Source organism: Mycolicibacterium iranicum, assembly GCF_014190915.1.
In the GTDB taxonomy this organism is placed as follows: Bacteria; Actinomycetota; Actinomycetes; order Mycobacteriales; family Mycobacteriaceae; genus Mycobacterium; species Mycobacterium iranicum_B.
Genome location: NZ_JACHVU010000009.1, coordinates 136,120 through 150,375, shown reverse-complemented (window position 1 = coordinate 150,375; position 14,256 = coordinate 136,120). Strand labels below are relative to the sequence as shown.

At 66.6% G+C, this 14,256-nt stretch carries 14 protein-coding genes and 1 pseudogene; 10 read left to right on the top strand and 5 right to left on the bottom strand.

Annotation, left to right across the window (positions count from 1 at the left end):
- Positions 1-8 precede the first annotated feature (8 nt).
- From FHR72_RS19215 to FHR72_RS19200, 4 genes are read right to left on the bottom strand one after another with little or no spacing between them, the layout of a single operon-like run.
- Complete coding sequence (locus FHR72_RS19215) at positions 9-1,253, bottom strand: NAD(P)/FAD-dependent oxidoreductase (RefSeq protein WP_183471026.1); 1,245 nt, start codon at positions 1,251-1,253, stop codon at positions 9-11.
- Entirely contained in the window at positions 1,250-2,635 is a 1,386-nt protein-coding gene (locus tag FHR72_RS19210) for an NAD(P)/FAD-dependent oxidoreductase (protein ID WP_183471024.1), read from the bottom strand. The genes FHR72_RS19215 and FHR72_RS19210 overlap by 4 nt, the downstream gene beginning before the upstream one ends.
- A complete protein-coding gene (locus FHR72_RS19205; protein WP_183471149.1) occupies positions 2,632-4,080 on the bottom strand; it encodes an FGGY family carbohydrate kinase in 1,449 nt (482 codons plus the stop codon). The genes FHR72_RS19210 and FHR72_RS19205 overlap by 4 nt, the downstream gene beginning before the upstream one ends.
- 11 nt (positions 4,081-4,091) lie before the next feature.
- Positions 4,092-5,597, bottom strand: coding sequence for an amino acid permease (locus FHR72_RS19200; protein WP_183471022.1), 1,506 nt, complete (start codon positions 5,595-5,597; stop codon positions 4,092-4,094).
- Between the two features lie 144 nt (positions 5,598-5,741).
- Between FHR72_RS19200 and FHR72_RS19195 the strand changes: the two genes are divergently transcribed.
- The 7 genes from FHR72_RS19195 to FHR72_RS19165 are packed head-to-tail and all read left to right on the top strand — an operon-like array spanning position 5,742 to position 10,309.
- Positions 5,742-6,470 carry a GntR family transcriptional regulator gene (locus FHR72_RS19195; RefSeq protein WP_183471020.1) on the top strand — a complete coding sequence of 243 codons (729 nt, stop codon included), beginning with the start codon at positions 5,742-5,744 and terminating at the stop codon, positions 6,468-6,470.
- Positions 6,471-6,513: 43 nt separating this feature from the next.
- A complete protein-coding gene (nadD, locus tag FHR72_RS19190) occupies positions 6,514-7,155 on the top strand; it encodes a nicotinate-nucleotide adenylyltransferase (protein ID WP_183471018.1) in 642 nt (213 codons plus the stop codon).
- Positions 7,152-7,574, top strand: coding sequence for a ribosome silencing factor (rsfS, locus tag FHR72_RS19185; protein WP_260156124.1), 423 nt, complete (start codon positions 7,152-7,154; stop codon positions 7,572-7,574). Before nadD ends, rsfS begins: the two co-directional genes overlap by 4 nt.
- Entirely contained in the window at positions 7,571-8,245 is a 675-nt protein-coding gene (gpgP, locus tag FHR72_RS19180; RefSeq protein WP_183471016.1) for a glucosyl-3-phosphoglycerate phosphatase, read from the top strand. Before rsfS ends, gpgP begins: the two co-directional genes overlap by 4 nt.
- Positions 8,235-8,981, top strand: coding sequence for a diglucosylglycerate octanoyltransferase (gene octT, locus FHR72_RS19175; protein WP_183471014.1), 747 nt, complete (start codon positions 8,235-8,237; stop codon positions 8,979-8,981). The genes gpgP and octT overlap by 11 nt, the downstream gene beginning before the upstream one ends.
- Positions 8,982-8,984: 3 nt before the next feature.
- Positions 8,985-9,827, top strand: coding sequence for a DegV family protein (locus tag FHR72_RS19170; protein WP_183471012.1), 843 nt, complete (start codon positions 8,985-8,987; stop codon positions 9,825-9,827).
- A gap of 14 nt (positions 9,828-9,841) precedes the next feature.
- Complete coding sequence (locus tag FHR72_RS19165; protein ID WP_260156111.1) at positions 9,842-10,309, top strand: DUF2834 domain-containing protein; 468 nt, start codon at positions 9,842-9,844, stop codon at positions 10,307-10,309.
- A 55-nt stretch (positions 10,310-10,364) separates the two neighbouring features.
- On the opposite strand, the pseudogene FHR72_RS19160 reads toward FHR72_RS19165, so the two are convergent.
- Positions 10,365-10,562: pseudogene (locus FHR72_RS19160) on the bottom strand (dihydrodipicolinate reductase); the annotation flags it as partial.
- Between the two features lie 17 nt (positions 10,563-10,579).
- Between FHR72_RS19160 and FHR72_RS19155 the strand changes: the two are divergent.
- From FHR72_RS19155 to FHR72_RS19145, 3 genes are all read left to right on the top strand, one after another.
- Positions 10,580-11,950: a recombinase family protein gene (locus tag FHR72_RS19155; RefSeq protein WP_183471010.1), complete on the top strand. Its 1,371-nt coding sequence runs from the start codon at positions 10,580-10,582 to the stop codon at positions 11,948-11,950.
- 956 nt (positions 11,951-12,906) lie between these two features.
- Positions 12,907-13,359 (top strand): hypothetical protein, encoded by a 453-nt coding sequence (locus tag FHR72_RS19150; RefSeq protein ID WP_183471008.1) that lies wholly within the window; start codon positions 12,907-12,909, stop codon positions 13,357-13,359.
- A 505-nt stretch (positions 13,360-13,864) separates the two neighbouring features.
- A complete protein-coding gene (locus FHR72_RS19145; RefSeq protein ID WP_183471006.1) occupies positions 13,865-14,110 on the top strand; it encodes a hypothetical protein in 246 nt (81 codons plus the stop codon).
- Positions 14,111-14,256: the final 146 nt, after the last annotated feature.

Sequence of the window (14,256 nt, the reverse complement as noted above, 5' to 3'; positions counted from 1 at the left end):
ACCCGGCGCTACGCCAGCGACAGGGTGACCACACCGCCCTTCGGATCGGCCTCGGCCACCAACGACCACGGCGCGCGGAAGATCCGGCCCGGCGCGGCCGGCCACGGTGTGCGCTTCGTCGCCAGTACCCGGCCGTCCTGGACGGCCCGCAGCCTGGGCCACCTGTGGTACTCGTCGACCCACAGCAGAAGATCCCCGCGGGCCGGTGCGGTGCCGTCGGCGGGGATGAGCTGCGGGGTCACCCATCGCAACGGCGCCTCGACACGGATCAGCGCCGACGCCGGTGCTGCGAGGGGTTCATTCCCCGTGCGCAGCCACGTCCGCACCGCCGACGCGACGTGGCGGCCGTCGAGCGCGGCGCCGTCGGCCGTGTCGACCGGGTGCACCAGGTTGCCCACCGCGAAGACCCCCGGCCGGCTGGTGCGCAGCGCGGTGTCGACGACGGGACCGCGGGTCGCGGCGTCCATGGCCAGCCCCGCGGTGCGGGCCAGCTCGTGGTCGGGGATCCAGTCGCCGGTGAAGACGACGGTGTCGCAATCGATCTCGCGACGCGCACCCGTCGCCGCCTCCTCCACCGTCACTGCGCGGACGCGGTTCTTGCCGTGGACGCCGACCACCCGGGTGCCGGTCAGCACCGGGCCGTCCAGCAGTACCCGTCCGGCGGCCCGGAACGCGGCGTACGCCTCGGCCTTCGGATAGGAGGTCACCATCGCGACGGTGCGGCAGCCGGATTCGCGCAGGGTCAGCGCCGCCGACCAGCTGACGAGTTCGGCGCCGACGATGACGGCGCGCGTGCCCACCTGCGCGTGATGCAGGTGGACCAGGTTCTGCAGCTGCCCCGTCGTGTACACCCCGTCGGGCCGGTCTCCCGGGATCAACCGCGCGGGGCGGGGGCGTTCGCGTGCGCCGGTGCCCAGCACGATCGCGTCGGCGGTGACGGTGCGAACTCCGCGCGGGGAGGTGACCTGCAGGGTCCGTTCGCCGTTCCAGCCGGTCACCATCGCCTCGGTCTCGAGGGTGGCGCCGGCCGCGGCCGCGTCGTCGGTCAGACGGCGCGCGTAGGCGGGCCCTGAGACGAACCGGTGGAGATCTCTCATCCCGTAGCCGAGATGGTCGCTGTGGCGCGGGATCCCGCCGGTGTGCGCTTCGCGCTCCAGCACGAGTACCTCGCCGTCGATCTGCGGTGCCAGGGCGCTCGCGGCGGTCAGCCCGGACGGCCCGCCGCCGACGACGGCGACAGCGACGTGGGTCATGACGGTGCTCCCGCCTGCAGGAGGGCCCGGGTCTGCGCGCCGCAGTAGAAGCCCTGGCAGCGGCCGTTCATCGCGCGGGTCCGCCGTCGCAGCCCGTCGAGGTCGGCGGGCGGGATGGGGGAGTCGAACGCGTCGCGGATCTCGCCGGCGGTGACGCGCTCGCAGAAGCACACGATCCGGCCGTATTCGGGGTCGGCGTCGATGAGCGCTGCGTCCTCGAAGGGACGCAACCCCGCCTCGCCGATGTTGGGCATCCGCGGCGGCGGCGGCAGGTCGTCGCGCTCGGCGACGTCGACACCCGCTTCGGCGAGCAGGCCCGCGACATGTTCGGCGATCGCCATGCCGGAGGTCAGCCCGGTGGAACGGATTCCGCCCACCAGCACGTAGCGCTGCTCTCTGTCGAGGTCGATCAGGTAGTCGTCGTGTTCGGTCGAGGCGCGCAGACCGGCGTAGCTCGCGGTGATCTCCTCGTCGAACAGCGAGGGCATCAGGGCGCGGCCCTTGGACAGCAGAAATTCGAAGCCGTCCTCGGAAGTGCCTGTCGCGCTGCGATCCTCGAGGTTCTCCGACGTCGGACCCACCATGACGTTGCCGTAGATCGTGGGACTGACCAGCACGCCCTTGCCGCGCGACGACGGCACCGCCAGCACGATCAGCGGCACCATCGGCCGGGTGAGCTTGTCGAAGACGAACAACTCGCCGCGACGCGGGATCACGGTGAAGCGCCGGTGGCCGAAGAGAGCGTCGACATGGTCGGCCCCGAGTCCCGCGGCATTGATGATCCACCGCCCGCGCACGTCTCCCGCGGTGGTGTGCAGCGTCGTGCCGTCCGCATCGGCGCTCACCTGGGTCACCTTCGCGCCGCGCAGCAGCACAGCACCCCGGGCGACGGCGTCGGTGGCCAGCGCGAGGTTGGTGGTCCATGTGCAGATGATGGATTCACCGGGCACGGTCAGACCGGCCAGAGCCCCCGGCCCCAGGTTGGGGACCCGGCGGTACACCTCGTCGGAATCCACGATGCCGCAGTGCCGGTAACCGTTGGCCTCGGCCTTGGCGAGCAGCTTCGGCAACGCGTCGACCTCTTCCTGGGTCCACGCGACGAGCATCGCGCCGGTGTGTTCCACCGGGATGCCCGTCTGCTCGGCGTACTCGCCGAGCAGCTGGTAGCCCCGGGCCACCAGCCGCGATTCCAGCGTCCCCGGCGTCGCGTCGAACCCGGTGTGCAGCAGTGCGGTGTTGGCCTTGCTCGTCCCGTCGCCGACGTCGTTGCGTGCGTCGATCAGCGTCACCGACAGGTCGGTCCCCGCCAGTGTCCGGGCGATGGCGCAGCCGACGATCCCGGCGCCGACCACGACGACGTCGGAAACGGTCTCGGTGCTCATGGTGTGCTTCTTTCCTGCGAATGGTGCTGTGACAGCGTGTCTTCGGCGGCACCGCGCCAGCGGGTCAGGAATTCCTCGGCCCGGTCGTCAGACCATCGCGGTTCGTAGGTGTGCTGCGGGAACCAGGTCCCCACCGCGTCGGCGACGGAGGTTCCCGGTTCCAGTGCGAGCCGGGCACAGGCGGCCGCGCCCAGTGCGGTGGCGTGCAGCGACGGGTAGACGTCGACGGGCATCCTGGCGAGATCCGCCTGGGCCTGCATCAGGACCGCCGAGCGGGTCAGCCCGCCGTCCACCCGCAGCCGGGTCAGCGGCCGGCCCAGATCGGCGGCCACCAGGTCGGTCAGGGCCGTCACCTGTGCGGCGATGCCCTCGATCACCGCGCGCACCAGGTTGCCGCGGTCACTCGACAACGTCATGCCCGAGAACGACGCGGTCGCGGCCGAATCCCACCACGGTGCGGCGAGTCCCGCCAGCGCAGGTACGCACAGCACGCCGTCGCTCGAATCGCCTGCAGCCGAATCGATCTGGTCGGCCGACGGCACAAGTCCCAGATCCACGGCCCACCGGATGGCCGAAGCGGCCGTGTACACCTGACCGTCGATGCAGTACGACGTCGCGTCGCGCAGCCGCCACGCCACCGAGGTGGTCAGGCCTGCCGCCGAACGCACAGCGTCGTGCCCGAGTTGAGCAAGCAGGAACGCGCCGGTGCCGTAGGTGCATTTCGCCGATCCCGCGTCCAGGCAGCTCTCCGCGAGCAGCGCGGCCTGCTGATCGACGATGAGGCCGGCGACGGGCAGCGTCGGGCCGAAGACCGTTGTGCTGCCCACGATGTCGTCGCTGCCGACGATGGTGGGCAACTCCTCGTCGGCGAGGCCGAACAACTCGAGCAGCTCGTCGTCCCACCGGACGTCGTCCAGAGCGATGAGCAGCGATCTGCTCGCGGTGGAGGCGTCGGTGACGAACGCCCCGCAGAGCCGGTGCACCAGCCAGGTGTCGGTCGTGGTCACCACACCGTCGCGGGTGAGGTTCTGCCGCACCCACGCCATCTTCGGCGCCGAGAAGTACGGATCGAGCACCAGCCCGGTCCGGCCCGCGATGTCGTCGGCCCGCTCCGACAGTGCGGCGCAGAGGGATTCGGCACGGCGGTCCTGCCAGACGACGGCCGGTGTCAGGGGTTTGCCCGTCTCGCGGTCCCAGGCCAGGACCGTCTCGCCCTGGTTGGCCAGCGCCACCGCGGCGACCGGGACGCCCGCCTGCTCCAGTGCCTGCCGGCCCGCGGTGACGACGGACTCGTACAGCGCCTCGGGATCCTGTTCCACGCCGCCGCCGGGCAGATAGACCGGCCGCAGCGGCACCTCGACGGTCGCGGCGACCTGGCCCGCCGCGCTGACCACCACGGCCTTGGTGCCCGAGGTGCCCTGGTCGATCGCCAGGATGTGGTGCATCGGTTGTCCTGTCATTCCCGAAGTTCGGCGTCGATCGAATGCATGTCCGGCATCGACAATCCCTGCTTGCCCCGCCGGACGAGCAGATATGCCAGATATGCCGCACCGATCGCGACCATCACGATCACGTACGTCCACGCTTCCTTGAACGCGGCGTCCCGGAACAGCGCCAGCTCGAAGGCCAACCACACGATGGCGACCACCAGGATCGGGATCTCCCACGCCCCGAGGCTGAACTTCGCCGGGCCGTGTGCTGAACCGGCCAGGTGCCGGCGCTTGACCAGGTACAGCACCACGGTGGAGGCGTACATGACGGCGGGGAGCAGCGTCGCGGCACTGAACAGGGTGAACAGGGCGGTCTCGGAATGGGCGAAGATCGCCAGGATCAGCTGGGCCAGGAAGAAGTACAGCAGCGTCGCCTTCATCGGGGTGTGGAACCGCGGGGAGATCTGGTTCCACTGCTGCCAGCCGGGGAAGCGCTGGTCGCGCGACATCGCCCAGGTCAACCGCACACCGGTGATCATGATGACCAGGCCGCACGCAAAGATCGCCAGCACCACCATGAGCAGTAACAGCGTGGCCACGACCGAGCCGAGGGTCTTGTCGATGACGTCGGCGATCGGGGTGCCGGATTCGGCGAGTGCGACCGGGTCCCCGGCGGCCAGCGTGACCGCGATGATGAAGACGAAGCCGAGGACGCCGGAGGCCAGCACGGCCTGCCACATGGCGCGCGGCACCACGCGTTCGGGGTCGTGGGTCTCTTCGGCGAGATTGGCCGCGGATTCGAAGCCCACGATGGTGAACGCGCCCAGGAGGAAGCCCAGCATCCAGGGCCCGGCCGAGGTCAGGTCGCCGAAGCTCCAATAACCCTCGGGGTCGACGGCGCCGGTGGAGAACAGGTTGGAGAAGTCCATGTCGCCGCGGATCGCGGCCACCACGAGCAGCAGCACCGTCAACGCGGCCATGCCGATCAGTTCCAGGGTGACCAGGCTGCTGTTGACACGCTCGGCCCACGGGGTCGACAGGGCCACCAGGAGAGCCTGCGCCGTCAGCACCGCGGCGGTCATGATCCAGGCGATGGTCGCGGTGCTCTCGTAGTTCAGCAGGACCGGCAGGATCGTCGAGGCGATCGTGTAGTCCACCGCGACGACAACGATCGCCAGGAACGTGAACGAGATCCAGCCGATGATCCATCCCAGGATCGGGTTGGCCAGCCGGGACATCCACTGGTAGTGGTAGCCGGTCACCGGGATCCGCGAGGCCAGGGCGCCGAGCACGAGGGCCACCGCGAGCTGGCCCACGACGGCGACGGGCCAGGTCCAGATGCCCGCGGGCCCGGAACTGTTGAGCACCGCGCCGTAGGTGGTGAAGATCCCGGTCGCGATCGAGACGAACGCGAACGCCACGGCGAACGACGCGAACTTGCCCGTCCGCCGCTCCAGTGACTGTTGGTACCCGAACTGGGCGAGGTCGGCGGAATCGCTCCGCGGTGAGCCATCGGACACGTTCAACTCCATCTCGGCGGTGGTGTGGGGCAGTGGTATAGACCATATGGTTGAACCAAAGTATGGGGCGTCACCACGGCGGCGTCAACGAAATCACACAGAGTTAACGCAGCACATGTGGCGACCGAAGTCGACTTACGTCGCTACGCTGCAGGGATGCCCTCAGGCACCCCTCTGTACATGACGATCGCCGCCGACGTTCGCGACCGCATCGTCACCGAACAGATGGGGCCGCACACGTTGCTGCCGTCGGAGCGGGAGCTGGCCGAGACGCACGGCGTCAGCCGCATGACCGCGCGCCAGGCGCTGTCGCTGCTGGAGAGCGAGGGCGTGGTGTACCGCAAGCCGCCGCGCGGCACCTTCGTCGCCGAGCCGCGCGTCCGCTTCCACGTCGGCAGCTTCTCCGAGGAGGTGGCCCGGATGGGGCGCCGGCCGGCCGCGCAACTGCTGTGGGCCGAACACCAGGTGGCGACGCCTGCGGTGCGCCGGGCACTCGAGCTCGACGACGGCGCGGCGGTCCACGTGTTCCACCGCCTCCGCAGCGTCGACGACGTGCCGTTCGCGTTGGAGACGACCTTCCTGCCCGCGGAGTTGACCCCCGGCATCCTCGAGGTCACCGACGACGGCTCCCTGTGGGCGGTGTTGCGGTCGCGCTACGGCGTCGAACTGGCCCGCTCGACGGCTGTGCTCGAGTCGATCGTGCTCGACGACGCCACAAGCCTCCAGCTCGGTGTGCGGGCCGGTTCGGCCGGCACGCTGCTGACCCGCAGGACCGAGGACATCTCGGGACGGTGCGTCGAGTACGCCCGCGACGTCTACCGCGCCGACCGTGCCGCGTTCGAGGTTTCCGAGGCTCTCGGCTCTCAGCGGTTGTCGCGGGTGTGACTCGGCCTGAGGCCCGGGTGACACTCCCGTAAGCTGGCTATTCGTGCAATCACGACGGCGGCTGGGCGTCATGGGTGGGACGTTCGATCCCATCCACAACGGACACCTCGTCGCCGCCAGTGAGGTCGCGGCGCGCTTCGACCTCGACGAGGTCTTGTTCGTGCCGACGGGCCAGCCCTGGCAGAAGCGGAGCCGACCCGTCACCGCCGCCGAGGACCGCTACCTGATGACCGTCATCGCGACGGCGTCCAATCCGCGGTTCTCGGTCAGCCGCGTCGACATCGACCGGGCCGGGCCGACGTACACCAAGGACACGCTGCGCGACCTGCACGCGCTGAACCCGGACGCCGACCTGTACTTCATCACCGGGGCCGACGCGCTGGCGTCCATCCTGTCGTGGCAGAACTGGGAACAGATGTTCTCGATCGCCCGGTTCGTCGGAGTCAGCAGGCCCGGATACGAGCTCGACGGCAAGCACATCTCGGCGGCCATGTCCGAACTGCCCGCCGACGCGTTGCATCTGATCGAGGTCCCCGCCCTGGCGATCTCGTCGACCGACTGCCGCCGGCGCGCCGAAGAATCCCGACCGATCTGGTACCTGGTTCCCGACGGCGTCGTCCAGTACGTCGCCAAACGCAACCTGTACAGCAGCCAGCATCCCGCTTGTGAAGGAGACCGCACCTGACCGCCACAGCCGAGGCCATCGACATGGCCCGCGTCGCCGCCCGCGCGGCGGCCGCCAAACTCGCCGAAGACGTCGTCGTGATCGACGTGTCCGGCCAGCTCGTCATCACCGACTGCTTCGTCATCGCCTCCGGCAACAACGATCGGCAGGTCAACGCGATCGTCGACGAGGTCGAGGAGAAGATGCGTCGGGCGGGCTACAAACCGGCCCGCCGCGAAGGCACCCGCGAAGGTCGCTGGACGCTGCTCGACTACGTCGACATCGTCGTGCACATCCAGCATCAGGACGAGCGCAATTTCTATGCCCTCGACCGGCTGTGGCGGGACTGCCCGACGGTGCCGGTGGACCTCGAGGGCGCGCAGGACGAGGGTTCGGGGGACGGCGGTCCGGGGGGCGGGGCCACGGGGGAACAGGAATGACCATCCGCCGGCTGGTGATGCTGCGGCACGGCCAGACCGAGTACAACGCGGGCAGCCGGATGCAGGGGCAGCTCGACACCGAGCTCAGCGAGCTGGGTCGTGAGCAGGCGGTCGCCGCCGCCGAGGCGCTCGCCAAACGTCAACCGCTGCTGATCGTCTCGTCGGATCTGCGGCGCGCGCTCGACACCGCGATCGCCCTGGGCGACCGGTGCGGTCAGGCGGTCAGCATCGACGAACGTCTGCGCGAGACCCACCTCGGCGACTGGCAGGGCATGACCCACCTGGACGTGGACGCGGTGGCGCCCGGCGCCAGGTTGGCGTGGCGCGACGACGCCCGCTGGGCCCCGCACGGCGGGGAGAGCCGCGTGGACGTCGCGCAGCGCAGCATGCCGCTGGTGCGGGAACTGGTGGCCCGCCAGCCCGAGTGGGGTGACGGGTCCGACCGCCCGGTGGTGCTGGTCGCCCATGGCGGTCTGATCGCCGCGCTGACCGCCGCCCTGCTGGGCCTGCCGGTGGACAACTGGCCCGTGCTGGGCGGCATGGGCAATGCGAGTTGGGTGCAACTGGCCGGGCACACCCGCGCGGACGGCGACCCGGCGTCCTTCGACGACATCCGCTGGCGGCTGGACGTGTGGAACGCCTCCGCGCAGGTCGCCGGCGATGTCCTCTGAGCCGCCTGCGGGCCGCAGGGCCCTGCTGGTCTTCTGCGACTCGCTGTCCTACTACGGGCCGACCGGTGGCCTGCCGTCCGACGATCCCAGGATCTGGCCGAATCTCGTTGCCGAGCACCTGGGTTGGGATGTGGAGCTGATCGGGCGGATCGGCTGGACCAGTCGCGACGTGTGGTGGGCGGCGACTCAGGACCCGCGGTCGTGGGCGGCGTTGCCGAAGGCGGGCGCGGTGATCTTCGCGACGTCGGGCATGGATTCGCTGCCCTCGCCGTTGCCGACGGCACTGCGCGAGATGATCCGCTACGTCCGTCCGCCTCGGCTGCGCCGCTGGGTGCGCGACGGCTACGGCTGGGCACAGCCGCGCTTCTCGCCGATCGCGCGTCCCGCGCTGCCTCCCCACCTCACGGTCGAGTACCTCGAGATGACCAGGGCTGCCATCGATTTCAACCGGCCGGGAATCCCGATGGTGGCCTCACTGCCGTCGGTGCACATTGCACCCACCTACGGGATGGCCCACCACGGCAGGCCCGGAACGGTGGCCGCGATCAGCCGGTGGGCCGCCGAGCACGCGGTGCCACTGGTCGACCTGAAGGCCGCCGTCGGCGAGGAAGTGATGAGCGGGCGGGGCAATCCCGACGGCATCCACTGGAACTTCGAGGCGCACCGCGCGGTCGCCGACCTGATGATCAAGGGCTTGGCCGAGGCGGGCGTGCAGATCAGCTCGCCGGGCGGCTGACCGATGCCCGTCGTCGTCGTCAGTGATTCGTCCTCGCGTCTGCAGCACGGGGAGCGCCAGCGGTGGGACATCCGCGAGGTACCGCTGCACGTGCTGGTCGACGGTGCCGATCTGCGCGACGGCATCGACGACATCCCGTTCGACATCCACGACCGCCCGAAGGTGACGACGGCGGGCGCCACCCCTGCCGAACTCGTCGACACGTACCGCCGGGCGCTGGCCGACAGTGACGGCGACGGGGTTGTCGCCGTGCACCTTTCGGGCGCACTCTCCAGCACCTACAGTGCCGCGGCCACGGCGGCACGGGAATTCGGTGCGTCGGTGCGTGTCGTGAACTCGCGCTCGGCGGCCATGGGTGTCGGCTTCATCGCGCTGGCCGCGGCACGCTGTGCGCGCTCTGGTGCCGACCTCGACGGGGTCGAGGCGGCCGCGCGGTCGGCGATGGCCCGGTCGCACGTGTTCCTCGTCGTGCACCGGCTCGACAATCTGCGGCGCAGCGGACGGATCCGCACCACCGCCTCGTGGCTCGGTACGGCGCTGGCGCTCAAGCCGCTGCTGTGCCTCGACGTCGACGGCAGGCTGGTGCTCGACCAAAGGATCCGTACCGTCACGAAAGCCCACGCGGCGATGGTCGAGCGTGTCGCCGAGGTGGTCGGGGACCACAGCGCCGACGTCGTGGTCCACCATGTCGACAACCACGACGCCGCCGACCAGCTCGGCGCCGCACTGACACAACGACTTCCGCAGATCTCGTCGCTCACCGTCGCCGACATGGGGCCACTGCTGTCGGTGCACGTCGGGGGCGGCGCCGTCGGGGTCGCGGTGCAGGTCGCGCCGCACCACTAGAAATGAGCAGAGGTATGGGCAGAGGTATGGGCAGCTCCGACCAGATCGATCAGGAACCGTCGATCCCCACGTCCCGCAAGGTCCTGTGCCTCGTCTACGGTGCGATTGCCGTGGTCGGCCTGATCGCGACGTGGACGAACAACCTCGCGTACCTGCCCGACCGTTTTCTCCCCGACTTCCTCACCGACCTCACGGTCACGCCGGCGGCCCGGTCCTACACCGGCGACCTGCTGTTGCTCACCCTGGCCGCGGTGATCTTCATGGTGGTCGAGGCCAGACGCCACGCCATCAGGTTCGTGTGGCTCTACATCGTCGGCGGCCTCGCGACCGCGATCGCGTTCACCTTCCCGCTGTTCCTGATCGCCCGGGAGCTGCGGCTGCCGGCCTCGTCCGCGCCGCGGCTACGGCTTTCCGACCGTGTGCTGCTGATCCTCGCCGCGGTGGTGGTCATCGCTCACGTCGTCTGGGTCAACGTCGGGTAGGGCCGAACCCCGAATACGCCGGCCCGTCAACCGCATTGCCGGCCTGCCCACCGGATCAGACCGCGGCGCGTCCCGTGATCGGGGGGAGGTCGGCCAGCGTCACGATGCCGGGCCGGGCCGCGACGACCGCCGGCACCGCGTTCGTCACCGGGAGGGCGGTGTAGATCATGCCCAGCCCCATGAACCCCGGCTCGGTCCAGTCCTTCGGCGGCAGGCAGTGCACCACCGTACGCATGTTGGGCAGGCCGAAGATTCATCTAGGATGATTCTATGCGCGCCGCAATTTACGCACGTCAGAGCAAGGATAGAGCCGGTAACGAGTTGGCCGTGTCGAGACAGCTTGAGGACTGCCGGAAGATCTGCGCCGCTCGCCGTTGGGACGCAGTGGAATTCATAGAGAACAACGTCAGTGCGAGCAAGGGCCGTAGGCCGGTCTATGAGGCGATGTTGGCTGACGTGCGCGACGGCAAGATCGGTGCAGTTGTTGCGTGGGACGCCGACCGACTCACCCGGCAACCGCGTGAGCTTGAAGATTTCATAGACATAGCCGATAGACACGGTCTGGCGCTGGCAACTGTCGGTGGTGATTTTGATCTGTCGTCCCCTACGGGTCGTGGTAATGCCCGGATGAGGGGTGTTTTCGCCCGGATGGAGATGGAACAGAAGTCGGCACGTCAGCAACGTTCCGCTAAGCAACATGCTGAGAGTGGTGGGGGATGGGGTGGGCGTAGAGCGTTCGGATACACCAAACGTGACAACCTCATTGATAAGGATGAGGCGAAGCTCATCCGCAAAGCGTATACATCCATACTTGCCGGAGAATCTTTGTATTCTATTGCTGCACAATGGAATAGCGCCGGGGTCAAGACCACCGTAGGTAACGCGTGGACGGGCAGCACTGTGCGCCAAGTTTTGGTGAATCCGAGATACGCCGGTAAACGTGCTTATAAGGGTGATGTGGTCGCGGAAGCGGCGTGGAAGCCCCTGGTTGACGTTGATGTGTGGCAATCAGTGCATGACATCCTGACTGACGAGCACCGTCGCCGGGGCGGTGGTGTCCGTAGCCGTCTGCTAACCGGAATTTTGGAGTGTGGTCGCTGCGGCTCGGCGATGGGCTCAGGGGTGGCTAGCGATGGGTCACCGACATATGTGTGCAAGCAGTGCCATCGGTTGTCTCGTCGTCTGCGTCCGGTGGACAAGCTTGTAGTGGATTTAGCCGTTGGTTTTCTTTCGCGCCCGGATTCCATCGTGGTGCTGATCAAAGAAGAACGCACGGATACTGCTGAGTTGCGCGAGCAGGAGCGGGCGATCTTGGAGCAGTTGGAGAAGGTTGCCGCTGACCGTTATGACCCTGATGTGGATTTGAGTGCGGCGCAGTTTAAGGCGGCTAATGACCGGCTGAATGCCAGGCTGAAGGATGTTCGCGGCGGTATGAGGGATTCGAACAGGGTGCGGGTGTTCGACGGCTTGGAAGAGGCGATAGCGAAGGGTGTAGTGCGTGCTTGGTGGGACGGTTTGGGGTTAGACCGGCAGCGCGCAATCTTGCCGTTGCTGTTCAGGGTGACGCTGAAGCCGATGGGTCGCGGTCGTCCGTTTGACCGGAGTCACGTTGATGTGGAGTGGTTGACCGGCGACGATTAAGGCGAGTTTGTTTCTGCGCGTCCGGGATAGCGGCGGCGCGGCTGCCACCTGTTGAGCTGTCCATTCTTCGTCGGTCACTTTCACAACCGTAGAAGTACATCTGTTCCACCAACCGGGGGCTTGACGTAAGTCCGAATGTCTTAACAAAAATGCCAATTTCTTCACCCCACAAGTGAAACCATTTCACCCCACAAGTGAAAATCCGCTGCCCGATAGCGTCTCTATCTGCGACGATCACACGCTTCCCTATATAGAGGCTCTGCGTGTAACCCGGACTACCTGCGACCAACACCACCGGCATCCGCCCGCGTTCCCGGAACCTGTGGAGGGAACCTCTTTGCAGTGAGCGAACCGTGACGAACGCACCGAGTTGGCAGACGAGAGTTTTCGAAAAGATAAGGTGCTTTGTCGTGGTTGCGTTGGGGTGAGCCGTACGGCTTGCTGCGGCTGGTAAGTGGTCGGGGAACGTAGCCGCTTCGCGGGGGCTTGGGACATGAGAGAGGTCCATTTGCCCCACGGGGTGCCTGATTCACCCTTTGTCTCATCCGTAGCCTTCTCTTCCAAGAAGGTAACCACCTGCGAAACGTTCTGTGCCGCACGGCTTTCTGAAATCCGGTAGGAGCTTTCAAATTACTTTACGTGACACCGGTCGATGACCGGATCGGCATGATATCATTACTATGTAAGAAAAAGCAACTATTGTCTTTGGTTTCTTTTAGCCTCCGACGTGAGGCGCACCTTTTTCTCATAGGAGCACCCGCCATGACATCCACGCTGGCACCGCCGTCCCGCCTGACGTTGCAAGAGTTCGCCGACCGCGAACGCGTATCCCTATCCACAGTACGAACGTGGGTTTCCAACGGTGTAGCTCCGGTGTCCTATCGCATGAATAAGCGCCGCGTGTTTGATCTATCGGACGTGGCGCAGTGGGAAGCCAACCTAAAGGCGTCAGCTCGATGAGTCACGACAACCCGTTCGCCATCCACTACCAGTCGGTGTATCGAGAACGGGCGTGTGACAAACGCTTTCCCCTGCTATGGCGTCTGGAATCTCTAGCGAAAGGCACGCATCGACGTAACGGTCACGCCAGCTTCGAAATGGGTGAAATTGCGCGCATTCTTGGTATCTCCGGTGTCCAGGTGTCGAACCTTATCGCTGAGGCGAAAGAACTTGACTTGCTGGACAACCGCTCGTGTTCTCGGTGCCTTGTCGTTCCACCCCACGCCGTCATCGGAGGCGGTCAGACGAGCGAAGCGGATGAACTGTGCGGCTACTGCGATGGCATCCGAACCGGCAAGAAGAAGCTTCAGGACCGGCCGTACGCAATCAAGCACGTGATCCCACCACGCACCGCAGATCGCCGCACACGGAACAGCTCAGCCCGTGACAAGACCCCTGTAGGAGTGTGAGATGCCTTTAACCCAAGAGCGCGCTATCTGCCCTTACTGCGGACGTAGCTGCGCTATCCGACCGGACACCGGAACATTGAACCGTCACGGTCCCCACAACGACACGTGCCCTGGTTCCTCCACGTTCCCCAGTACACCGGTTGCGTTGTCGGATAGGCAAGTGGATTTCGTGCGGTACTGCTGGCACGTAGGAGACGCGGAACCTGTAGCTGAGATGCTTGGTATTGCGTATGCGCCGGATTTATTGGTCAGTGATGATCTTGACAATGAGCTTGCATTCCTAGTCGACCACGCGCGCCGTTGGATTGAGCAGATGTATCAGGACCACACATGACACACGAAACGATCAACCCGCACAGCCTCTACATGCTCGGTTTGCCGAACGCGCCGATCTACACATTGGTGTTCGACCGTGGTTCTCGCATTCCGGCGACCGTAGTCAACCTTCCGAAGGACCTCGCAATCCTTCTGCGGCGCAAACTAAATGAACGACTAGGAACATGACATGAGTAAAGACGTACCAGGTTTCGTGACAGCACCCGCCCTACACGCGGTGGGGGTAGGAGCCCAGATCCTAAGGACACCAGAAGCAGTGTTTCGCGTCTTCCGGTTCATCTCACTCAACGGCGAGATTCTGAATGTGGCGATGGACCGTGACCTTGTTGAGGGCGTGCGTAAGACGGCGCAGGATTTGCAGATCGCGGAGATTGAAGATGACCAGGCACTCTATGACCTAGGAATCACCATCTGAGTTAAGAGCGTTTCCGTCGCGTCACCTGTCCGCTTCTCCGAACTGACAGCCCTACATCGCTTCCGTCCTCGCTGAAGTCGAACCTATCGTCATCACCTGGGAGTTGAGGATCACAGTGTTTCTCGGCGACGGTGATCCAACGTCTC

Coding starts and splice junctions, on each gene's coding strand:
- FHR72_RS19215 (WP_183471026.1), bottom strand. CDS start 1,253: ATGACCCACGTCGCTGTCGCCGTCGTCGGCGGCGGGCCGTCCGGGCTG.
- FHR72_RS19210 (WP_183471024.1), bottom strand. CDS start 2,635: ATGAGCACCGAGACCGTTTCCGACGTCGTCGTGGTCGGCGCCGGGATC.
- FHR72_RS19205 (WP_183471149.1), bottom strand. CDS start 4,080: ATGCACCACATCCTGGCGATCGACCAGGGCACCTCGGGCACCAAGGCC.
- FHR72_RS19200 (WP_183471022.1), bottom strand. CDS start 5,597: ATGGAGTTGAACGTGTCCGATGGCTCACCGCGGAGCGATTCCGCCGAC.
- FHR72_RS19195 (WP_183471020.1), top strand. CDS start 5,742: ATGCCCTCAGGCACCCCTCTGTACATGACGATCGCCGCCGACGTTCGC.
- gpgP (WP_183471016.1), top strand. CDS start 7,571: ATGACCATCCGCCGGCTGGTGATGCTGCGGCACGGCCAGACCGAGTAC.
- octT (WP_183471014.1), top strand. CDS start 8,235: ATGTCCTCTGAGCCGCCTGCGGGCCGCAGGGCCCTGCTGGTCTTCTGC.
- FHR72_RS19170 (WP_183471012.1), top strand. CDS start 8,985: ATGCCCGTCGTCGTCGTCAGTGATTCGTCCTCGCGTCTGCAGCACGGG.
- FHR72_RS19165 (WP_260156111.1), top strand. CDS start 9,842: ATGGGCAGAGGTATGGGCAGCTCCGACCAGATCGATCAGGAACCGTCG.
- FHR72_RS19155 (WP_183471010.1), top strand. CDS start 10,580: ATGCGCGCCGCAATTTACGCACGTCAGAGCAAGGATAGAGCCGGTAAC.
- FHR72_RS19150 (WP_183471008.1), top strand. CDS start 12,907: ATGAGTCACGACAACCCGTTCGCCATCCACTACCAGTCGGTGTATCGA.
- FHR72_RS19145 (WP_183471006.1), top strand. CDS start 13,865: ATGAGTAAAGACGTACCAGGTTTCGTGACAGCACCCGCCCTACACGCG.